The sequence below is a fragment of the Enterococcus sp. AAFC-DPL-6103 genome (assembly GCF_058216595.1).
This window is the reverse complement of sequence record NZ_CM177102.1, coordinates 1561065-1582280: the sequence shown is the minus strand read 5'-3', so window position 1 is coordinate 1582280 and position 21216 is coordinate 1561065. Positions and strand designations below refer to the sequence as shown.

The window sequence follows — 21216 nt, the reverse complement described above, 5'->3', positions numbered from 1 at the left end:
TTGCCTAAAAAAGTAAAAAAACGGCATTTAATGGACTATACGATTTTAATTCCCTATTTGATTTTATGCGCACTAGGCTTGATTATGGTGTATAGCTCTACTTCGTATTTATTATTAGAAAATGGTCAAAACCCCATGTCGTCAGTGATTAACCAGAGCGTCTTTTGGGTATTGAGTTTAGTGGCAATTGCACTTTTATATAAGATGAAGACCGATGTTTTGAAAAATCAGCGTCTGATCATGATTGCTTTTGTTGTTTTAGGTCTCTTGTTGATCATCGTGCTATTTTTTGGGAAAGAAGTAAATGGAGCCAAAGGTTGGCTAACCATTGCAGGTTTTTCCATTCAGCCGGCTGAGTATTTAAAAATCATTGCTATCTGGTATTTGTCATTGACGTTGGCAAATCGTCAAAATGGTGTGCAAAAAGATTTTGTTGGCTCAATCAAACGACCTTTAGCGTTGGTTCTTGGTCTGACAGTGATTGTCGCAATCTTACCTGATTTTGGGAATGCAACAGTTATCTTCTTGATTGTTTTAGTAATGCTTTTAGCAAGTGGTGTAAACTATTATTATACTTGGATTGTGGGAATCGGTGGAGTCGGTTTAAGTATTTTCGTTATTTGGTTGATGAATGTCACCCATGGGAAAATTTTGCCGGCACGTTTGCAATATATTTATAGTCGATTCTCGATTTTTCAAAATCCATTTGCTGATGAACTTGATAAAGGGCATCAGATGGTCAATGGTTACTATGCGATTTTCAACGGTGGTTTATTTGGTCGCGGTTTAGGAAACAGTATTCAGAAAAAAGGCTTCTTACAAGAAGCACAAACAGACTTTATTTTCGCTATCGTTGTAGAAGAACTTGGCTTGATTATGGCAGTCTTGATTTTAGCTTTGCTCTTTTTCATGATTGCTCGCATTATTCTAGTTGGGATTCGCTCAAGTGATCCATTTAATTCGTTGTTATGTATAGGGGTTGGCGGAATGTTCTTAATCCAAGTGTTCATCAATTTGGGTGGGATTACTGGTGTTATTCCTTTAACTGGGATTACTTTCCCATTTTTAAGTCAGGGAGGATCAAGTTTGCTGATGCTCTCGGTGTGTGTCGGATTTGTACTTAATATTAGTGCAGATGAAAAACGGAAAAATCTAGGATTATACTAAAAAAGATGTAGGAGTGGTTCGATGAAAAAGGTTTTAGTTGCTAACCGTGGAGAGATTGCTGTGCGAGTATTTCGTGCTTGTACAGAATTAGGAATTAAAACTGTTGGGATTTACGCACAAGAAGATGAATATTCTGTCCATCGCTTTAAAGCAGATGAAGCTTATTTAGTTGGTAAAGGAAAAAAACCAATTGATGCGTATCTTGATATTGAAGGAATCATTGAAATTGCAAAAGAATGTGGTGCGGATGCCATTCATCCTGGGTATGGGTTGTTATCAGAAAATTTGAGTTTTGCTCGTCGCTGTGAAGAAGAGGGCATTACTTTTGTGGGTCCTAAGCTTCATCATTTAGATATTTTTGGTGACAAGATCAAAGCAAAGACGGCCGCAATCGAAGCAGGAATTGCTTCAATCCCTGGTACTGATGGACCAGTCGCAACGGTTGAAGAGGCGTTACAATTTGCAGACACTTATGGTTATCCAATCATGATCAAAGCTGCTCTTGGCGGTGGCGGACGTGGAATGCGTGTGGCTTATGATGAAAAAAGTGCTCGTGAAGGTTATGAGCGTGCTAAAAGTGAAGCAAAAGCTGCTTTTGGTAGTGATGAGGTCTACGCAGAAAAATATATTGGTAATCCCAAACATATTGAAGTCCAAATTTTAGGGGATACTCACGGAAATGTGATTCATCTTTTTGAACGTGATTGCTCTGTGCAACGCCGCCATCAAAAAGTCGTCGAAGTTGCTCCATGTGTATCTTTAAGTGAAGAACAGCGCCAAAAAATTTGTGAAGCAGCCGTTCAGTTAATGAAACATGTTGGGTATGTGAATGCAGGAACTGTTGAATTTTTAGTAGAGGGAGATAACTTCTACTTTATTGAAGTCAACCCACGTGTCCAAGTTGAACACACGATTACCGAAATGATTACTGACGTAGATATTGTGACCACCCAGTTGTTGATTGCACAAGGAAAAGACCTCCATAAAGAAATTGGACTGCCACAACAAAATGATCTTCAATTGAATGGCTCAGCTATCCAATGCCGAATCACAACAGAAGATCCGTTAAACCACTTTTTACCAGATACAGGAAAAATCGATACTTATCGCTCACCGGGTGGGTTTGGTGTTCGTTTAGATGTCGGCAATGCTTATGCTGGTTATGTGGTGACACCTTACTTCGATTCATTGCTAGTAAAAGTGTGTACCCACGCGGCAGATTTTGATACAGCAATCCAAAAAATGGAACGTTGTTTGAAAGAATTTAGAATTCGCGGGGTTAAAACGAATATTCCATTTATGCTTAATGTGATTACTCATCCTGAATTTCAATCAGGGCATGCCAAAACGACGTTCATTGATAATACGCCTCAGTTATTTGAATTTCCACGTTTGCGTGACAGAGGAAATAAAACCATGAAATATATTGGTGAAATCACCGTTAATGGATTCCCTGGAATCGAAAAACTGGAAAAACCATTTTATGATGAGCCAAGAATACCAACGTCATTGGACCTACGTGAAGACTATGTGACAGCCAAAAATGTTTTAGATGATAAAGGTGCGGATGCTTTAGTTGATTGGATCACGAATCAAGAGAATCTTCTGTTAACAGATACAACATTTAGGGATGCCCATCAAAGTCTGTTAGCTACGCGTGTAAGAACCCAAGAATTCAAGAAAATTGCTCGATTAACTGGTGAGGCGTTACCTGAATTATTTTCAAGTGAGATGTGGGGTGGTGCAACCTTTGATGTTGCTTATCGATTCTTAAATGAAGATCCATGGCAACGACTTAGAAAAATCCGTGCGTTGATGCCTAATACATTGTTACAAATGCTCTTTAGAGGATCAAATGCAGTTGGTTATTCTAACTACCCTGATAACGTTCTAGTGGAGTTTGTCCAAGAAGCAGCAGCACAAGGGATTGATGTTTTCCGTATTTTTGATAGCTTGAACTGGACACCACAAATGGAAAAAAGTATCCAAGCAGTGCGTGATGCAGGAAAAGTGGCTGAAGCAGCAATTTGTTATACTGGTGATATCAATGATCCAAGTCGTGCAAAATATAATGTGCAATACTATAAAGACATGGCGAAAGAGTTAGAGCAACTAGGTGCCCATATCATTGCAATCAAAGATATGGCTGGGTTATTAAAACCACAAGCAGCTTATCGCTTAATTAGTGAATTAAAAGCAACAACAGATTTACCAATCCATTTGCATACACATGATACTAGCGGAAACGGAATCATCACTTATTCTGCTGCTTCAAAAGCAGGTGTGGACATCGTGGATGTGGCAATGAGTGCAATGAGTGGCAATACGAGTCAACCAAGTATGAGTAGTTTATATTATGCTTTGGTAAACGGTCCACGTTTACCAGAAATCAACATTGAACATGCCCAAGAATTGAATCACTATTGGGAAGATGTCAGAATGTACTATAAACCTTTTGAGAATGGATTGAATGCTCCTGAAACAGAAGTTTATATGCATGAAATGCCGGGCGGACAATATTCAAATCTTCAACAACAAGCAAAAGCTGTTGGTCTTGGTCATCGTTGGGATGAAATCAAGAAAATGTATCATACAGTTAACTTGATGTTTGGTGACATCGTAAAAGTGACTCCTTCTTCTAAAGTAGTAGGAGACATGGCGTTATTTATGGTCCAAAATGATTTGACGGAAGAAGCTATTTATGAAAATGGCGAAAACTTAAGTTTCCCTGAGTCAGTCGTAACGTTCTTCCAAGGAGAACTTGGCCAACCGGTTGGTGGATTCCCAGAGAAATTACAAGCAATCATCTTGAAAGGACGCCCGGCATTTACGAAGCGTCCAGGATTATTAGCTGAACCAATCGATTTTGAAAAAGTAAAAGCAGAGTTGACAGAAAAAATCGGGTATACTCCTCGTAAAGATGAAGTATTGAGCTATTTGATGTATCCACAAGTCTTTTTAGATTATCAAACGTCTTACAATCAATTTGGGGATGTTACATTGTTGGATACACCGACATTCTTCCAAGGTATTCGATTGGGTGAAACAGTAAATGTTCAAATTGAGCGTGGGAAAATTTTGATTATTCGTCTAGATGAAATTGGTGAACCTGATATTGATGGAAATCGAGTATTGTTCTTCAACTTGAACGGACAACGTCGTGAGATACTAGTCAAAGACAATTCAATTGTCAGCTCAGTTCAAGCGAAACGTCGTGCTGAACCAACAAATAAAGAGCAAATCGGGGCAACGATGTCTGGATCTGTTTTAGAAGTATTGGTGAAAAAAGGAGACGTCGTCAAAAAAGGTGATACGTTATTGATTACAGAAGCAATGAAGATGGAAACAACGATTGAAGCGCGCTTTGACGGTAAAGTCGAACATGTCTACGTAAGTGCTGGTGAAGTCATCCACTCAGGTGATTTATTAATCGAAGTGACTGAAAAATAAATTTGGCGAAGGGTGGAATTAAAAAAGTGAAAAGAGTAGGATTGTTTACTGCCATCTTTTTTCTGGTAGTTGTAGCATTTTACATGGAGCCTGTTTTCTTTCCACCTAAGACAGAAATCAAAAATGATCGAACCCAACAAATAGAAGAAAATCAAATGACAACGTGGAAATACCAAGAGCTTCAAGCGACCGGTTTTTCCACGTACATAGACCAACCGGTTAGCAAACTTGAAGCGGATTTTGGCCGTGCAGATGATCGACTAGCCAGTGGATTTGGTTTTGAAATCAGATATTATCAAGATGCTAAAAATCAGCTTCTCTTGGAAGCGAATGTCCAAGAGGACAAGGTGAAAACTATTAAAGTGCTAAATAGTGCAAACGAACAGATTACACCATTTTCTTTTGGAATGACGATGCAAGATTTAACAGCTTTTACAACTATTTATACGAATTTTACATTTGATTATCAAAAAGAAGAAATCGGGATCGAATTAATGGAAGAAGACATGAATTATCGCCCTTTGATTGCCTTTGATAATGATACTTTTGCAATTATGTTTTTTGATCAAACAACAAATGGTCTGTTTGCAGTAACTTATTTGGATAAAGAAAGCTTGCTGAAGTTACTTCCTTATCAAGTTTTTGGTAGCAATCTACCAACCTATCAACTAGATAAAGAAGCAGACTGGGATAAAATCAATCGGGTAAAAGAGCAAAAGAGCGTCAATTTACTTAATCAATTAAGAGAAGAAGATTATTTACCTGCTTACCAGCAGAAATTACTTTTCGAAGAGAAAACAAAACTTGTTTTATCAAGTTTCTTGACTAAACCAGAAGATTATTTAACGCAAGAACGATTAGAGGAATGGCAGACAGCAGCAGCTTCTTCTAAAATAATGAAACGTTTCTCTTTGACTAGCGATGAATTGATCGATATTTTGGAAAAAAATCAGTTGAAACAAACGACTGGCTTGTTTACACATCCGATGATTGACCCGACATTTTCTTTTTTGCAGTGGTACAGTGATCCCTATACGCACGAACGTTTTATGAGTGAATCTGCTGACACATTAGCAATTGCCTTTTCAAAAGAAAATGTGTTAGTCTTATTGCAAGAAGAGCAGGAAGAAAGTAGTGATAGCAGTGATCATTAATGAAGAATTATTTTGCTTAGAAGATCAATGTCACCAATTGGTTCAGCGCATTCGTGAAAGTGAAACATTTCGTGCATATCTTATAAGCAAACAAAACATGAATCACTCTGAAGAAGTGGAAGAGCTAAAAAAAGATTTTTTAGCGAAAAAAGCTAGCTTTGAGCAAATTGCTGATTATGGAAAATATGCGCCTGATTTTCGAGAAACACAACGCGCAGTCAGAGCGGCGAAAAGAAAACTAGACTTAACGGATGAAGTGTCAGAGTTTCGGGTAAATGAAACACAATTACAAGGAATCTTGGATGAGATAGGACAACATCTTGCACGTGGGATTTCCAGTGAAATCAAAATTGATGCAGGTAGTCCATTTTTTGAAACAAGTAAACATGCTGGATGTGGAGGAAACTGTCATGCAAGTTGATAAAACGAACTTTGAAATAACTAAGCGCCGTGGAATAATTGTTTGGGTGTATAGCTTGAAACAATTAAAAAACCTGAAGAAATTTGGGTTACTGCACTACGTTTCAAGAAGAATGAAATATGTTGTTCTTTACTTAAATGAAGAAACATTTGAACAAACACAAGAAAGAATCAAAAAACTTCATTTTGTTCGACGAGTCGAACCTTCTTATCGTCCAGATATCGAAATGAATTTTGCAGAAAAGATTGGTTCAAAAGACGCAATCAAAGAAGACGGCTTTGAAATCGAAGAACTAAGTACAGAAATTCGTTTAGCTGAAAATATTTAAGTCATACATTCACAGATAAAAAGAATGAAGACTGTAAGTTACTAAGAAATTGTTTGGTGACTTGCAGTCCTTTTTTTGTCAGGTTTTGGTATACTAATAAAAGCGAGAAACAAGGAGTGAGTATATGCGAGTTATTTCAGGAGAGTACGGTGGACGCCGATTAAAAAGTTTGGCTGGTGCAAATACCAGACCGACAACTGATAAAGTCAAAGAATCCATTTTTAATATGATTGGTCCATACTTTGATGGTGAACGAGTATTAGATTTATTTGCTGGTAGTGGTGGTTTAGCAATCGAAGCGATTTCACGAGGTTGTTCACACGCTGTTTGTGTAGATAAAAATTATCAAGCGTTGAAGATTATCAAAGAAAATATTGCTATCACCAAAGAACCAGAAAAATTTACTACATTGAAACTGGATGCTGATCGTGCAATTGAACAATTAGCAAACCAAAAGGAACAATTTGATTTTCTTTTTTTAGATCCTCCTTACGCAAAACAAAAAATTGTGGATCAAATCGAAAAAATGCTTCAACTTCACTTGATCAAGCCAGATGCGATCATTGTATGTGAAACGGATAAAACGGTTGAACTTCCCGAAAAGATTGAAAGTTTAACACAAATCAGACAGCAAAATTATGGAATTACTGCTGTAACTATTTATCGAAATGAGGCGAAAGCATGACACGTGCATTATTTCCTGGGAGTTTTGATCCATTGACTATGGGACATCTTGATACAATTGAACGGGGTGCTGAACTATTTGATGAAGTCATTATTGGCGTATTTGTTAACACCTCAAAGAAAAGTTTATTTTCTGCAGAAGAACGAGTGGTATTGATTACGAAAGCTGTCGCGCATTTGCCGAATGTTCGTGTGATTCACCAAGAACATCAGTTAACGGCAGAAACAGCAAAGGAGTTAGGTGTCAAAGCATTACTTCGCGGAATTAGAAATGTGAAAGATTTTGAGTATGAGCGAGGTATTGCTCAAATGAATCATCACTTAAACAGTGACTTAGAAACAGTTTTTCTTTTAGCAAAACCTGAGTATAGCCATATTAGTTCAAGTTTATTAAAAGAAGTCCTTTATTTTAATGGTGATGTAAGTAGTTATTTACCACCAGTAATCAACGAAGCTTTAGCTAGAAAGCAGGATCAAAATGAAGTTTAAACCATGGATCAAAAGTGTTCTTATCATACTAATTGGGCTAGCAGTGGCAGCCTTTGTAATAGTCCCATTGCCATTTTATATTGAAGCACCAGGAGCAACAATCAATTTAAAAGAACTGATTACAGTTAATGGAAAAGCAGATGAGTCATCAGGTTCGTTTTCCTTAACTTCTGTAGGGATTCGTCAAGCGACAGGGCTATTAGCAGTCAAGGCAAAATTCACTGATTTTGAAGATATCATTAGTAAAGAAGAATTAACGGGCGGAGCAACGAGTGAAGAGTACAATCAGATGCAAAAGTATTATATGGAGTCTTCACAAAATGCGGCAATCGAGCAAGCACTTAAATTGGCAAATCAATCGTATACGATGAAGTTTGAAGGTGTGTATGTGATGGGCGTCGAAAAAAAATCGAATTTTTATGGTAAATTAGCTGTTGGAGATACCGTAACAAAAGTAGATGACAAAACTTTTAAAAGCTCTGAAGAATTTATGAAGTACATCAAAAGTCAAGAAGTTGGCCAAAGTGTAACGGTGACTTTCTTACATGATGGAGAAGAAAAAGAAGCAACAGGTGACTTGATAAAGTTATCTACAGATAAAAAACCAGGAATTGGGATTACTCTGACAGACCATACAGAAATTTCATCTGATACAAAAGTGAAGATTAACGCGGGCTCAATTGGCGGCCCCTCAGCAGGACTGATGTTTACCTTAGAAATCTACGATCAGGTGACAGGAAGTAATCTTCGACAAGGAAAAGCAATTGCTGGAACGGGTACAATCAACAGTTCTGGAGAAGTTGGGCGAATTGGCGGAATTGATAAAAAGGTTGCCAGTGCAAATCAAGCAGGCATGGATATTTTCTTTGCACCAGATGATACGCTTGATCCTGCAATTAAGAAAAAGTATCCAGAGCTCAAATCAAATTATGAAGAAGCGAAAGCTGCTGCTGAAAAACTGGACAGTAAGATGAAAATCGTTCCTGTTAAAACGGTACAAGATGCGTTAGATTATCTAAAAAAGATGAGCTGATTTAGACACTAGGCGAAAAGTTCGGACAACTTGTTCCGGACTTTTCGTTTTTTTTTTTTTGAAAAACAAATTCATGAAGAACGATGAGAGTTGGAAAAAATTACGAAATAAAAAAATAAAGTTTCATTTTGACGTAAGTAATTATGAATAGGGAAATACCAACTAGCAAAAAGGCAACACAAAAAACAGTTGAAAGGAGTGATTTCTAAATGTTGGCACAAGTAGTTGCATCGTTGAAAGCACAATTAACTCAGATCTATCATAACTTTGTCGAATCACCTAAACGAGTGGTCAGTCTTTTTTTCGGATTGATATTGATTTGTTTGGGTGGAGGAATTTATTTTTTTCAAGCAAATACAGTAAAAACACCTTCAGCAGCAACGATAGACCAAACGATTCTAACTACTGAGACGACAGCCGAAGAACAGAGTAACACAGTTGAACAAATATATGTGGATATCAAAGGAAGTGTTAAATACCCAGGTGTTTATTCTGTGACACAAGGCCAACGTGTACAAGATTTATTAACTAAAGCTGGTGGATTGACAGAAGATGCAGATACTAGTCAACTCAATTCTGCTGCGAAGTTGGTGGACCAACAATTGATTTATGTTCCGAAAATCGGTGAGGCTAGTCCGGATCAGCCACAGAACCAAACAACAACTGTTACGGAGTCAAAAATCAATATCAATACGGCAGATATTTCGGAATTGCAAGAATTATCAGGGATAGGAGCAAAGAAGGCACAAGACATCGTCAACTATCGTGAAGAGAATGGGTATTTCAAATCAGTAGAAGAGCTAGAAGAAATATCGGGAATTGGGGAAAAGACGGTTGAAAAACTAAGAAACTTCGTTACAATAACAATAGACTAACTCACAGAGGTGAAGAAAATGAGCAATGATCGAATTCCTTGGGACCAATATTTTATGGCCCAATCTGTATTATTATCTTTGCGCAGTACGTGTACGCGATTAGAAGTCGGAGCGACTTTGGTTAGAGAAAAACGCATCATTGCTGGTGGATATAATGGTGCTGTAAGCGGCGATGTTCACTGTATTGATGAAGGCTGTTACATTGTTGATGGACATTGTCTGCGAACGATTCACGCAGAAATGAATGCTTTACTTCAATGTGCAAAACTAGGAATCCCCACTGAAGGTTCAGAGATTTATGTTACCCATTTCCCATGTTTGGCTTGTACGAAAGCATTGTTACAAGCTGGTATTACTAAAATCAATTATCTACATGATTACCGAAATGATGCTTATGCACTTTCATTGATTGATCAAATGGGTGCATCGATCCACCAAGTATCACTAGATTCGGCCTATTTCTCTAAATTACAAAAAGAGCTATCAGGTGAACGCGTTTAGTTTAAAATTTTGTCTTGTCCAAAATCGCTTGATTTTTCCTGCGGTGATTTCTGGCTTGATTAGTTTAAGTTACTATACAGAAAGCTGGCAATATCGTTTGATTTTTGTCAGCCTTTTTTTCTGGATTTGTCTAAAAGAAGATCGTTCGATTTTGTTTTTAAGTTTAGTTTGTGGCGCTCTGGTTTTTTCTTCCTGTTTGTTTTTAGAAAAACCAACGATTCAATCAAGAGAGTCCACCTCCAGTAGCTTTATGATCAATACTGATACAATGCGTGAATCGGGTGATTTGATTACATTTATTGGAACTTTAATGGATGAAAAACAGCAAAAAATTCAGTTGAATTATCGAGCCCAGTCTGAAGAGGAACTGATCAAGATTCAAAACCTTAGAGGCAAAGCTTTTATTTTATGGGTAAACGGTGAATTCAAAGAACCTGAACGAGCACGAAATCTTTATAATTTTGATCAAACTGCTTATTTTAAGAGCCAACGAATAATGGGAAAATTTACGATTCAAAAAATAAAGAGAATCATAATACATCATACTTGGCATAATTTTTTACAACGAAAAAGAGCGACGGGAATTCTGTATGTCAAAAAGCATTTTCCAGAGAAATTAGGGGTATATATCAATGCTTTACTATTTGGTTACAAAGATGCGATTTTTAGTGACTCCCAAGAAGTATACCAAGATACGGGCTTGCTTCATTTATTTAGTTTATCAGGACTACATATCCAAGTCTATTTAGGCTGGATGTATTATGTTTTTAGACGACTGGGAGGGACCGTTCAAAAAAATACTTGTTTCATGTTTGTTGTCACACTATGTTATGTTGTACTAGCTGGAGGCTCAGTATCAATTTTACGTGCGAGTTTCTTATTTTTACTTCGTTTAGTAGGAAAGTGTTTTAGGGTACAATTGTCTGCAATGGATAGTTTCGCAGTTGTTATGTGGCTATTGTTGTTGCTTGAACCTTTGACACTTTATCAAATTGGAGGTCAATTAAGTCTTTGGTTCAGTTTTTTGTTTATTATTTTGCCGTTATATGAAAGAAAGCAAGGCATCTTCCAGTATTTGATGAAGTTGACTATTTTTAGCATAGTCACGATGCCATTAACCAGTTGGCATTTTTTTCAATGGCCAATTTTTGGGATGTTTCTGACACTACTCTTTTTACCGTTATTTGAATATCTATTATTACCACTTGTGGTTAGTATTTTCGTTTTACATAATTATCTACCAAGCAGTTTTTTATTTGTTTTAGATGATGGGTTAGGTTATTTGGAGCAATTGACGAAGCAACTGACCTTTGGAAATTTGATCATTGGACGCCCGGCTATTGTTTTTTTGTGGTTAGCTATTGGCTATCTTTTATTTCTTCACACCATTTCCTTTCGAAAATATGATTTGTTTAAGCAAATGATCCTTTCATTTTTTGTCCCGTTTGCTTTGTATCATGGGACGAAGTTTGATTTGACAACCTCAGTAACTTTTATTGATGTTGGTCAGGGAGACAGTATCCTTTTAAAGGCACCTAATGGACGAGAAAATGTTTTGATTGATACAGGAGGGAAGTTATCTTTTAAGAAAGAAAAGTGGCAAGAGCGTCCAAAGCAAGCTTATTCTGATTATAATCTCGTGCCGTTCTTAAAAGGCCAAGGAATCAGAACCATTCATCAATTGATTTTGACTCATGATGATACGGATCATGTAGGCGAACTGGCTAATTTAGCAAAACATTTTACCATTGAAACTATTTTTATTGGTAAAGGAGCTGGGGAGACGAAAGAAGTCAAAAATCAGCTGAATCGACTGAAGAAGCAAGGAATCACTGTTCAAGAAATCAGTGCGGGGCAAGAAATCACTAGTTATTTTGAACTGCATGTATTAGCACCTTTGAAGCAAGGAAAGGGAAAAAATGAGGACTCTGTTGTTCTTTTAGCAGAAATCAATCGTCGGAAATTTTTATTTTTAGGGGATTTAAATCAGACGACAGAGGAAAAAGTGGGGAAGCGATATCCTTTATTAAAAGCAGATGTTGTTAAATTAGGACACCATGGTAGCAAAACTTCAACTAGCCCTTTATTGATGACACAACTTCAAGCAAAATTAGCCATCATTTCTTGTGGAGCAAACAATTTATATGGACATCCACACCAAGAAGTGCTGACAAATTTAACGAAACAGCATATTGCCTACCATAGAACAGATGAAGAAGGAATGATTCGTTTTCTTTGGAAACCATTCGATGAAACAGAGAAAATACAAACGATGGAAAGCTGGTAATTCAATTCTTGAAATGGTAGGATAAGTTTTGAAAGTGGTGAATAATTTGAGCGTGCAGGCAGACTTACAAAAAATTCGCAAAGAAAAATTACAACCTTGTTACCTAGTTTTAGGAACGGAAAAATTTTTACAAGATCAAGTGCGAGAAGAAATTTTGAAAAAAATACAAGTTGACAGTAAAGATGATTTAAACTTTTTGAGTTTTGATATGGAAAATACTAGTTTGGATGAAGTAGTCGCAGAGGCGGAAACTCTACCATTTTTTGGAGAACAACGATTAGTATTCGTAGAAAATCCTTATTTTTTAACTGGTGAGAAAGTGAATAATGGGATTGAGCAAAATACAGATTTATTAGTCGATTATTTAAAGGCACCATTAGAATCAACTGTGTTGGTTTTCTTTGCACCATACGAAAAGCTAGATGAACGAAAAAAAGTAACAAAGCAGCTGAAAAAGACTGCAATCATCATTGATGTGAAGCAACTGAATGAAAAAGAAGTTCGTCAATATTTGACAAACACGTTAAATAATTCAGAAATCGCGATGGATCGTTACGCGATTGATTTGTTTTTACGATTAACGGATTTGGATTTATCGAAGTTGATGCGAGAATTACAAAAATTAATGCTTTTTGCACAAGATCAAAAGAAAATCACGTCCAAGGAAGTGGAACAGCTTGTGCCTAAAACACTGGAGCATAATCTTTTCGATATGACACAATACGTGCTGACTGGAAATACAGAACAAGCATTACGATTGTATGAAGATCTGGTCTTACAAGGTGAGGAAACAATCAAAATCAATGCTATTTTGTTGGCGCAATTACGCTTATTATTACAAACAAAATTCTTGATCAAAATCGGCTATCAGCAAGCAAATATTGCAGAAACGTTAAAGGTTCACCCGTATCGAGTCAAACTAGCGATGCAAGAAGTTCGTCGTTTTGACGAAGGATTGTTGGTACGATTATTTGATCAATTGGTGGAATTAGATTATCAGATCAAAACGGGACAGATCGATAAAGAATTAAGTTTCCAACTATTTGTTTTGCAAGCTGGACAATTAGTTAGGCAGTAGACAGAAGCTTGGTTCAACATAAGAAGGTTTGTGGAGCAAAAAGTGCGTGAAAGCTACGTTATTTGTCCTCTTCAACAAGTAAACGAGGCAAAGAAACAAGGGAGGGACAAAACATGTTTGTTTTGTCCCTCCCTTGTTTGTCAAATCAGCAAATAAAAAAATCGGCCTCAGCCGATTCTTTTACTATTTAGCGATTTTTTTGCTTAAACGAGATTTGTCGCGGTTAGCTTTGTTTTTGTGGATTAGACCTTTTGACTCAGCCATATCGATTGCTTTAACAGCTTCTTTATATAACGCATCTACGTTTTCAGCACCTGAAGCAACAGCGTCTTCGAATTTCTTGACAGCAGTACGCATAGCGCTTGTTTGAGATGAATTCTTTACATTAGCGTTTTCGCTTGTGCGAACGCGTTTAATTGCAGATTCAATGTTTGGCATTAGTTTCACCTCCGATAAAATAAGTTCTTACGCGAGTTACCGCATAATTCAACATTCATTATTATACCTAAAGGAAGCTAGCTTTGCAATATGAACATGACAAGTTTTTTTCCTTAACAGCAAAAGAGCAAAATTTTTTAATTGAATATCAGCAAATGACTGACTAGATAGTGAGTGAAAAGAATGTGAGAACAAAAAAACGCTATTGTGGGAGACAATAGCGTTAACCAAACTAGATTAGATCTATATTTTAAAACAAAATTTGAATGGGAATGTTTGGTACATGGATATTATATAACAAGTGCTACCGTTTGCAAAGTGTTTTTTGAAAAGGGATTACATTCTTGATTTAATAAACGATTCTGATTGAAAAAAATAGTTATTTTATAACTTTGAAAATATCATGAAAACAGTTACTCAGGTGTGCCAACGATTTTGATATATTCATCAATATTTTTGATCATCATTTTTTTGATGACTAATTGATTTCTGCGATTCCATTTTCCTGAAACTTCTAGAATATATTTGTTCAATGGTAGGCGTAAAATATATTTAGCTAAATAACGGTCTTTTAACAAGCCGTTAATTACGCGGTCTTCAAGCTGAAGATTGATGCCAGTTAGCATCATTGGTTGTTCTTGTAGTACATAAGTATCTATTAAAAGACCTTCAAAGGTTTCCATGAGCGTCTTCCTTTCTGATTATTGTTGCAATCTGACATCATTTGCTGATGTTCTTAACACCTAGTATAGCAAAAAAAGTGTGTTTGAGCCAAAAAAGAAAAGAGTTGCCTCCAGAAGTCTTTCGACCTGGATAGCAACTCTTGAACGACCAAAAGATTGATAAAAAGCACTCGTGATGATTTAAAATTTAAATTGAAAAACATTTTGGATCAAGTCAGGAAAGAGAACATATGCTAAGCCTAAAATCAATAGAATAGCCAAGACAAACCAGCCAATAGTCCCAAAGAAATATTTTATTTTTTCTAACATTGTATTCACCTCCCTATCAGTATACCATGGATCTTACACAATCATTTATTAAGAAACAGCAAAATATCAATGTTCTTATCGAAAAGTAGAGTGCATTACGCGAAATTATTCGTTACAATATGAAAGAAAAGGAGTGGTTCGATGTTTATTTGGGTTGTTCGTTTGTTGACAGCGATTGCCATGATTGTCACATTCATTCCAGATACACCATTGGTTTTTTTACCAGTCAACACGTTTCTGGCCTATCTTCCTGTAGAACTATCCTACCAGATATTACGAAATAAGACCAAAAGGAGTAGCTATCTATTAATGCCGATTTGGTTACTTTTTTTTCCAAATATTCCGTACTTATTAACAGATTTCGTTCACGTAAAAAGGCTACACATTTATGCGCCGGCTAAGTTAGCAGGGATACCAGATGTCAGACACTGGACATTATTCATTATTTTAGCATTATTGGTTTTTACGTACGTCTTATTAGGATTTGTTTTAGCTGAAAAAATAATTGCCACGTTCCCGTTGTTCGGGCAAACAAGAATGCTGAAAAATAGTTCTTTGATGATTTTTTCGTTTTTATCTTCGCTAGGTGTGTATGTAGGAAGATTTCCACCAAGAATTCATTCGATTTATTTGTTCAAAGAGCCTCTACGTGTCATTCAAATTGCCTTTGTTGAATGGAATTTTGAAAAACTGTTGATTATTTTGTTATTTACTATTTTTCATCTTTGGCTATTTTTTATGTTTTGGTTTATAAAAAAAGTTGTCATTGAAACAGAAGGGATCAACTAAATAGAAAAAAAGCTTACCTTAGTGTGACTGAATCGCCGAAAATACGGCTGATTTCGAGTACACCAAAGGTAAGCTTTTTTTACTTTCCGATTGAAATAAGTTGCAAGATACAATAAGCGATGCCAGATGCAATAACTGGACCAGCAGCGATTCCTTTTAAGAAAACAACACCAAGAATTGTACCAAACACTAAAGCTACGGTAATCTGAGGATCGGAAGCAATCAACCCAACTCCTTTTGAGGAAAGGACTGCAACTAAACCACCACAAAAAATAGCAACCCAGCCCATCGGTGATTTAAAGGCTTCTAATAAATCTTTTAAACCAATTTCACCGGTGGCAATTGGAATCAAAATCGTTGCAGTGATGATCGTGACCCCGATATTGATCCCTTTTCCTTGAAGCCAAGGATAGATATTTTTGGAGATGGGGATTAATTTAAGCAATAGTACAAAACCTGTGGCAATTAGTAAGCTTTGGTTTTTTGCAATAAATGCAATCAATAAAATAAGACCAAGAAATAACCAGCTTTCCATTTAAGAGACCTCCTTTATCTAGAAGTTAATCATACCATTTCAATTATCCAAACAAAAGTCGATAAATCTTGAAGCAATGAGAAGATTGTCAATAAGGCAGTCGATTTACAAAAAAAGGCTGTGAATACTTGTTTGTGCTTTAAGAAATCAGAAAGTAATTTCTATTTCATAAAGACAAACTGTACTTCACAACCATTTCATTTTTAATGAGTAATCGCAGCTTGATACAACGGACAAGACGTACATCGATCAGAATTGTCGCTTTTCAAAGGAGCAAGTGGCTGCAACATTCGTAATCCATTAAGAATCACTAAAATAGTACTACCTTCATGACCAATAACACCGAAGGGCAAGTTTAGGAATTGAAGAAAGTTTGAAAGAATCAACAAAATGATGACACCAATGGAAAAGACAATATTTTGTTTGATGATTCGCTTTAACTTTAAAGAAAGACGATGACTGTAAACTAATTTGTCTAAGTCACTATTCATTAAAACGAGATCGGCCACATCAATTGCAATATCAGTTCCTTTTCCCATAGCTACACCAAGAGTAGCAGTGGCTAAAGCTGGTGCATCATTCACACCATCACCAACCATAGCGTTCGTTTGATATTGTGTTTGTTCTTGCTTGATAATTGCTGTTTTTTCTTCAGGCGTACAGCCGGCGTGAAAAGCAGAAAGACCAACTTGGGTAGCTATTGCTTTAGCAGTACCAAGATTATCACCAGTAATCATACTAGTATGGATGCCAGATTCATTGAAATAGTGGACTGCACCTGCTGCATTTGTCTTAGGGACGTCTAATAAACCGAGAATCGCTAATAGTTCATTCTCTCTTGAAAAGAAAATAACGGTTTTTCCTTGTTTTTCTAGTTCTTCAACAAGAGTTGCTAGCTTTTCATCCTTTTTGATCTCAGCTAGTGAGTAAGCGTGTTTTCCGACATGCCATCGTTTCCCTTGGTAATTCGTAGTGAGGCCAAAGCCAGTGATTTCTTCAACCGTCAACTGCTGAAGCTCCTTTGTTAATTGAAGCTCATAATGATTGATGATTGCTTCAGCTAATGGATGTGTCGTTTGGCTTTCCATAGCAACCAAAACATTTTTACTGATTGGATCATCTGTTAAGAAGAAGGAATCAGTTACGATTGGTTTTCCACGAGTTAGTGTTCCAGTTTTATCAAAAGCGATTGCTTTTAATTCAGCCAGCTGTTCTAAATGAATGCCACCTTTGATCAAAATCCCATTTTTAGCGGCATTGGATAAAGCAGCCAAAGTTGCTGGTGTCGCGGACGCAACGAGGGCGCAAGGTGAAGCGACAACGAGCAAGACCATTCCACGGTAAAAGCTTTCTTCCCAAGTCCATCCAACCAAAAAGTGAGGGAGAAGAATCATCAGCGGAACGCTAAGTAGCACGAATTTGACATACGTATTTTCGATTCGTTCGATAAAGGAAGCTGTTTTCGTTGGCGTATTTTGTGCTTCCTCAACAAGTTGGATAATTTTAGCAAAAACTGTATCAGAGCTAAGTTTTGTTACTGTCATCGTGAAGGGATTTCCTTGATTTAACGTTCCTGCGAAGACGGGATCATGTTGCTGTTTTTCCACTGGTACAGATTCACCACTAATCGCTGCTTCGTCAATTGTCGCTGCTGCACTCATCAATTGACCATCGATCGGAATCGCCGCACCCTTAGGAACAAAGACTTTATCATTGATTGTTAATTGAGTTACATCGACTTCTTTCGTTTCACCAGTCTCGAAAAGCTGTAAGGCTCGTTGTGGTTGCAAGTTCATCAACGCAGTGATTTCTTTTTGACTTTTATTTGTCGTATATTCTTCTAGCGCACCACTTAAACAAAAAATAAATGTCAGCATGGCACCTTCAAAATAATTTCCAATCAGACATGCACCGATAGCAGCGAGAGCCATGAGCAAATCGACATTTAATGTATGGTCGGAAAATAATTCAGTCAAGCCTTCCTTTGTTTGTTTAAAGCCACCAATTCCAATTGCCAAAAGATACAAGAAAGGGGCAAAGGGGAGGGCAAGTTTAGTAAAAATAAAGCCTAAGCTCATAAATATAAAACAAAAAATCGTAGAAATAAATGCTTTTCTTTTTAAAAGTGCCATTGGGCATTCCTCCTTCTCAAAATTACTATAGCATAGTCAAAACCTAATTGATAATAAAATATGCTAATTGAGAACGATAATGGTTATCAGTTGTTTTATATGATTTTATTTATTTTGCAGATAGTAATTATTATCAATAAAACAAATAAAAAAAGAAGCGAGGATCTATTGATCCCAGCTTCTTTTTATGTTCTACATATTAATAAACCAATAACCGATTAAAATAATTCCTAGAATGATTCGGTACCAACCAAAAGCAGTAAAGTCATTCTTCTTCAAGTAACTTAATAAGAACTTGATGGCTAAAATAGAAACAATAAATGAAACAAGTGTACCCACCAGTAAAACGACGGTTTCCTCAGTCCCGAAAGTATTGCCTTCCATCAAATACTTCACGATTTTCAATCCGCTAGCTCCAAACATAACTGGAATGCCTAAGAAGAATGAAAATTCAGTTGCAACAAAACGTGAAGCGCCAATGATGATTGCACCTAAAATAGTTGCACCAGAACGAGAAGTGCCGGGAACAAGTGCTAATACTTGGAATAGACCGACCATCAAAGCTGCTTGATACGTAAAATCGTTTAAAGATTCCCAACGAGGTTTTCTTGTTTTGTTTCTTTTTTCAACAATGATAAATGCGATCCCATAAATAATCAAAACAATAGCAACGGATAAAAAGTTATGGAAATGTTCCTCCAACCAATCATCAAGTGGTAACCCAATGATTACAGCTGGTAAACAAGCAACCACCACTTTGAACCATAATGACCAAGTATCTTTTTTCTCAATTGCTGTTTTACTAGGTGAAAATGGATTTAGCTTATGAAAATAAAGAACAACGACGGCTAAGATGGCCCCTAATTGGATGACCACATTGAACATGGACATGAATTGTGTGCTAGCATCAAGTTTGATGAACTCATCAGCTAAAATCAAATGGCCAGTACTACTAATAGGTAACCACTCGGTAATACCTTCGATGATTCCCAAGATAACTGCTTTAATAACATTTGCAAAAAACATAAATTCCTTCCTTTCCAAACAAAATACATGTTATAGTATACCGTTCTTTTTTTTGAAAACCAAACTGTTTTGAAATATTAAGAAAAAATTTCTAAAGTTCTTTTCAGCACACAAAAAAACAACTGTGTGAAGAATGTTCACGCAGTTGTTTTTAATTTATTTTTTATTATAGGAAAGAATCACGAGTAAGTGCTTTTCCTTTTTCAATATAGCTGACATCATTAATTCCTAAAATCGCAAATTTTCCATCTTGATAAGAAACTTTTGTCACGCTACCATTTTTTAAACCCGCACGTACAGGTTGTTTTTCATCGATCAAGTTCAGTAAGAAAGCGATCGTTAAACCGTGTGAAACGACTAGAACATTTCCGCCACCATGTTTCTCGCAATGATGTGCGATATCTTCAAAACCATTCCATACACGTTCTCTCAATGTTTGGTAAGTCTCAGCCCATCCAGCAGTATCTAGATCGTACACAGCATTTGCAATTTGTTCGAAGGTTACGTCAGTTGTAAACATTTCATCCGGTGTCTTAAAATTTAAGACACGAGGAATGACCCCCCACATTTCTTTGTCGTAACCACCTTCAAGTGATCCAAAACACCATTCACGAATTCGTGGATCGATTGAATATGGGATTTCTTTTCCTTTTAAATGTTCTCCTAAAACAGTACGAGCAGTTTCAATTGCGCGACCACTATCACTTGAATGAGCAAAAGCAAATTCTATTTCTCGTAATCCGAGTCCTAGATGACGAATGCCTTCTTTTCCTTCACGAGTAAGTGGGGTATCACACCAGCCTTGAACACGCTCAATCGTATTAAACATTGTTTTCCCATGTCTGACAATATAAAGAGTTGTTTCAGTCATTTGAACATTCCTCCTAAAATAAATTATGCATTGAAAAATGGATTTGTTTGTTTTTCATATTCGATTGTAGTCGCGTCACCATGTCCTGGATAGACAGCGAATTCATTTGGTAAAACAAATAGCTGTGTTTTGATGCTGTGCAACAATTGTTCTAGATTGCCAGTGTACAAGTCTGTTCTTCCGATACTTCCGCGGAATAATGCATCACCAGAAACGACGAAATCATCAAAAATAAAACTGACACTCCCAATTGAATGTCCAGGAGTAGGAACGACCTGGAAATGAATGTCTCCGAGTGTATATTCTTTCATTTCGAATTCATAGTCAGCAGGGGCGACAATTATATTATTGATATCATCGTGACGACCAAGTCCTGAAAGGTTAAGCATAGGATCACCTAACCAAGATTGTTCAAGTGGGCTGACATAAACAGGAATGTCATAAAAATGACGTAGTTCTTCAACGGCGCCGATATGATCATAATGTGTGTGCGTCAACAGAATAGCTACAGGTTGCTGTGTTGTTTTAGTGATTTGTTGACGAATCAAATCAGCGTCTTCTCCTGGGTCAATAATTAGTAGCGCTTCATCGTTGTAGACTAAGTAACAATTTTCCTCAATTGGCCCAGTTTTTAGACGTTCAATGTGCATAAGAATTCCTCCAATATGTTTTCAAACAAGTCGAATGACTTATTAATCCTTACTATATTATAACGTATTCATCCTCATCGAACAAAAAAGCCCACTTATCTGAATTATCAGACTATATGAAAAGTATTTACATATTTTAAACGGAAGGATAGGGAGTTTTCATCACATTTTAATTTGACCTTGTTATATTTATCTCATCCAAAAATCCAAATTCTATATCCTATATCCCTGCCCATCCAGCAGGGTATTTTTTTGCCCAAAAAAGAAAAAGTTCGTTTATTGTGTTTCATCCTTTGCGAATGAGTTTTTTTCAGGT

The 21216-nt window shown here is 36.6% G+C and carries 21 protein-coding genes; 13 read left to right on the top strand and 8 right to left on the bottom strand.

What is annotated here, in order from left to right; genetic code table 11:
- From AC4BC3_RS07570 to holA, 12 genes are all read left to right on the top strand, one after another.
- Positions 1 to 1167 (top strand): FtsW/RodA/SpoVE family cell cycle protein, encoded by a 1167-nt coding sequence (locus tag AC4BC3_RS07570; RefSeq protein ID WP_206909288.1) that lies wholly within the window; start codon positions 1 to 3, stop codon positions 1165 to 1167.
- A 21-nt stretch (positions 1168 to 1188) separates the two neighbouring features.
- Positions 1189 to 4617, top strand: a complete 3429-nt coding sequence (locus tag AC4BC3_RS07565) for a pyruvate carboxylase (RefSeq protein ID WP_206909289.1) — start codon at positions 1189 to 1191, stop codon at positions 4615 to 4617.
- Between the two features lie 26 nt (positions 4618 to 4643).
- Positions 4644 to 5771 (top strand): CAP-associated domain-containing protein, encoded by a 1128-nt coding sequence (locus tag AC4BC3_RS07560; RefSeq protein WP_490466186.1) that lies wholly within the window; start codon positions 4644 to 4646, stop codon positions 5769 to 5771.
- Positions 5761 to 6192 carry a YlbF/YmcA family competence regulator gene (locus tag AC4BC3_RS07555; protein ID WP_490467303.1) on the top strand — a complete coding sequence of 144 codons (432 nt, stop codon included), beginning with the start codon at positions 5761 to 5763 and terminating at the stop codon, positions 6190 to 6192. Before AC4BC3_RS07560 ends, AC4BC3_RS07555 begins: the two co-directional genes overlap by 11 nt.
- On the top strand, positions 6182 to 6520 hold the full coding sequence (locus tag AC4BC3_RS07550) for a YlbG family protein (protein WP_206909291.1): 339 nt from the start codon (positions 6182 to 6184) through the stop codon (positions 6518 to 6520). The genes AC4BC3_RS07555 and AC4BC3_RS07550 overlap by 11 nt, the downstream gene beginning before the upstream one ends.
- A gap of 124 nt (positions 6521 to 6644) precedes the next feature.
- A complete protein-coding gene (rsmD, locus tag AC4BC3_RS07545) occupies positions 6645 to 7205 on the top strand; it encodes a 16S rRNA (guanine(966)-N(2))-methyltransferase RsmD (protein ID WP_206909292.1) in 561 nt (186 codons plus the stop codon).
- Positions 7202 to 7693, top strand: coding sequence for a pantetheine-phosphate adenylyltransferase (coaD, locus tag AC4BC3_RS07540; protein ID WP_490466185.1), 492 nt, complete (start codon positions 7202 to 7204; stop codon positions 7691 to 7693). The genes rsmD and coaD overlap by 4 nt, the downstream gene beginning before the upstream one ends.
- Positions 7683 to 8726, top strand: coding sequence for a SepM family pheromone-processing serine protease (locus tag AC4BC3_RS07535; protein ID WP_490466184.1), 1044 nt, complete (start codon positions 7683 to 7685; stop codon positions 8724 to 8726). The genes coaD and AC4BC3_RS07535 overlap by 11 nt, the downstream gene beginning before the upstream one ends.
- A gap of 209 nt (positions 8727 to 8935) precedes the next feature.
- Positions 8936 to 9601, top strand: a complete 666-nt coding sequence (locus AC4BC3_RS07530; RefSeq protein WP_490466183.1) for a helix-hairpin-helix domain-containing protein — start codon at positions 8936 to 8938, stop codon at positions 9599 to 9601.
- Positions 9602 to 9619: 18 nt separating this feature from the next.
- Positions 9620 to 10102 (top strand): ComE operon protein 2, encoded by a 483-nt coding sequence (locus AC4BC3_RS07525; protein WP_206909300.1) that lies wholly within the window; start codon positions 9620 to 9622, stop codon positions 10100 to 10102.
- Positions 10089 to 12389 (top strand): DNA internalization-related competence protein ComEC/Rec2, encoded by a 2301-nt coding sequence (locus AC4BC3_RS07520; protein WP_490466182.1) that lies wholly within the window; start codon positions 10089 to 10091, stop codon positions 12387 to 12389. Before AC4BC3_RS07525 ends, AC4BC3_RS07520 begins: the two co-directional genes overlap by 14 nt.
- Positions 12390 to 12423: 34 nt before the next feature.
- Complete coding sequence (gene holA, locus AC4BC3_RS07515; RefSeq protein WP_490467302.1) at positions 12424 to 13467, top strand: DNA polymerase III subunit delta; 1044 nt, start codon at positions 12424 to 12426, stop codon at positions 13465 to 13467.
- Between the two features lie 183 nt (positions 13468 to 13650).
- Here the strand turns inward: holA and rpsT are convergent, their stop codons facing one another.
- The 3 genes from rpsT to AC4BC3_RS07500 form a co-directional block, all read right to left on the bottom strand.
- Complete coding sequence (gene rpsT, locus AC4BC3_RS07510; protein WP_067481289.1) at positions 13651 to 13905, bottom strand: 30S ribosomal protein S20; 255 nt, start codon at positions 13903 to 13905, stop codon at positions 13651 to 13653.
- A 413-nt stretch (positions 13906 to 14318) separates the two neighbouring features.
- Entirely contained in the window at positions 14319 to 14588 is a 270-nt protein-coding gene (locus AC4BC3_RS07505; protein ID WP_206907487.1) for a hypothetical protein, read from the bottom strand.
- A gap of 180 nt (positions 14589 to 14768) precedes the next feature.
- The gene (locus AC4BC3_RS07500; protein ID WP_256869128.1) at positions 14769 to 14897 is read right to left on the bottom strand and encodes a hypothetical protein; all 129 of its coding nucleotides are present in this window, start codon (positions 14895 to 14897) and stop codon (positions 14769 to 14771) included.
- A gap of 141 nt (positions 14898 to 15038) precedes the next feature.
- Between AC4BC3_RS07500 and AC4BC3_RS07495 the strand changes: the two genes are divergently transcribed.
- Entirely contained in the window at positions 15039 to 15686 is a 648-nt protein-coding gene (locus AC4BC3_RS07495) for a DUF1361 domain-containing protein (RefSeq protein ID WP_490466181.1), read from the top strand.
- Between the two features lie 79 nt (positions 15687 to 15765).
- Here AC4BC3_RS07495 and AC4BC3_RS07490 read toward each other — a convergent pair whose 3' ends face one another.
- The 5 genes from AC4BC3_RS07490 to AC4BC3_RS07470 all read right to left on the bottom strand — a co-directional run bounded on the left by AC4BC3_RS07490 (position 15766) and on the right by AC4BC3_RS07470 (position 20900).
- Positions 15766 to 16221, bottom strand: coding sequence for a DUF441 domain-containing protein (locus tag AC4BC3_RS07490; RefSeq protein WP_206907485.1), 456 nt, complete (start codon positions 16219 to 16221; stop codon positions 15766 to 15768).
- A 203-nt stretch (positions 16222 to 16424) separates the two neighbouring features.
- Positions 16425 to 18353 (bottom strand): heavy metal translocating P-type ATPase, encoded by a 1929-nt coding sequence (locus AC4BC3_RS07485; RefSeq protein WP_490466180.1) that lies wholly within the window; start codon positions 18351 to 18353, stop codon positions 16425 to 16427.
- Between the two features lie 192 nt (positions 18354 to 18545).
- On the bottom strand, positions 18546 to 19379 hold the full coding sequence (locus AC4BC3_RS07480; RefSeq protein ID WP_206907483.1) for an undecaprenyl-diphosphate phosphatase: 834 nt from the start codon (positions 19377 to 19379) through the stop codon (positions 18546 to 18548).
- A gap of 166 nt (positions 19380 to 19545) precedes the next feature.
- Positions 19546 to 20250, bottom strand: a complete 705-nt coding sequence (locus AC4BC3_RS07475) for a histidine phosphatase family protein (protein ID WP_490466179.1) — start codon at positions 20248 to 20250, stop codon at positions 19546 to 19548.
- Positions 20251 to 20273: 23 nt separating this feature from the next.
- Positions 20274 to 20900: an MBL fold metallo-hydrolase gene (locus AC4BC3_RS07470; RefSeq protein WP_206907476.1), complete on the bottom strand. Its 627-nt coding sequence runs from the start codon at positions 20898 to 20900 to the stop codon at positions 20274 to 20276.
- Positions 20901 to 21216 lie beyond the last annotated feature (316 nt).

Bases quoted from the DNA above. Each gene is read 5' to 3' on its own strand.
- AC4BC3_RS07565 (WP_206909289.1), top strand. From the start codon at position 1,189: ATGAAAAAGGTTTTAGTTGCTAACCGTGGAGAGATTGCTGTGCGAGTA.
- AC4BC3_RS07550 (WP_206909291.1), top strand. From the start codon at position 6,182: ATGCAAGTTGATAAAACGAACTTTGAAATAACTAAGCGCCGTGGAATA.
- rsmD (WP_206909292.1), top strand. From the start codon at position 6,645: ATGCGAGTTATTTCAGGAGAGTACGGTGGACGCCGATTAAAAAGTTTG.
- coaD (WP_490466185.1), top strand. From the start codon at position 7,202: ATGACACGTGCATTATTTCCTGGGAGTTTTGATCCATTGACTATGGGA.
- AC4BC3_RS07535 (WP_490466184.1), top strand. From the start codon at position 7,683: ATGAAGTTTAAACCATGGATCAAAAGTGTTCTTATCATACTAATTGGG.
- AC4BC3_RS07530 (WP_490466183.1), top strand. From the start codon at position 8,936: ATGTTGGCACAAGTAGTTGCATCGTTGAAAGCACAATTAACTCAGATC.
- AC4BC3_RS07525 (WP_206909300.1), top strand. From the start codon at position 9,620: ATGAGCAATGATCGAATTCCTTGGGACCAATATTTTATGGCCCAATCT.
- rpsT (WP_067481289.1), bottom strand. From the start codon at position 13,905: ATGCCAAACATTGAATCTGCAATTAAACGCGTTCGCACAAGCGAAAAC.
- AC4BC3_RS07505 (WP_206907487.1), bottom strand. From the start codon at position 14,588: ATGGAAACCTTTGAAGGTCTTTTAATAGATACTTATGTACTACAAGAA.
- AC4BC3_RS07500 (WP_256869128.1), bottom strand. From the start codon at position 14,897: ATGTTAGAAAAAATAAAATATTTCTTTGGGACTATTGGCTGGTTTGTC.
- AC4BC3_RS07495 (WP_490466181.1), top strand. From the start codon at position 15,039: ATGTTTATTTGGGTTGTTCGTTTGTTGACAGCGATTGCCATGATTGTC.
- AC4BC3_RS07490 (WP_206907485.1), bottom strand. From the start codon at position 16,221: ATGGAAAGCTGGTTATTTCTTGGTCTTATTTTATTGATTGCATTTATT.
- AC4BC3_RS07485 (WP_490466180.1), bottom strand. From the start codon at position 18,353: ATGGCACTTTTAAAAAGAAAAGCATTTATTTCTACGATTTTTTGTTTT.
- AC4BC3_RS07480 (WP_206907483.1), bottom strand. From the start codon at position 19,379: ATGTTTTTTGCAAATGTTATTAAAGCAGTTATCTTGGGAATCATCGAA.
- AC4BC3_RS07475 (WP_490466179.1), bottom strand. From the start codon at position 20,250: ATGACTGAAACAACTCTTTATATTGTCAGACATGGGAAAACAATGTTT.
- AC4BC3_RS07470 (WP_206907476.1), bottom strand. From the start codon at position 20,900: ATGCACATTGAACGTCTAAAAACTGGGCCAATTGAGGAAAATTGTTAC.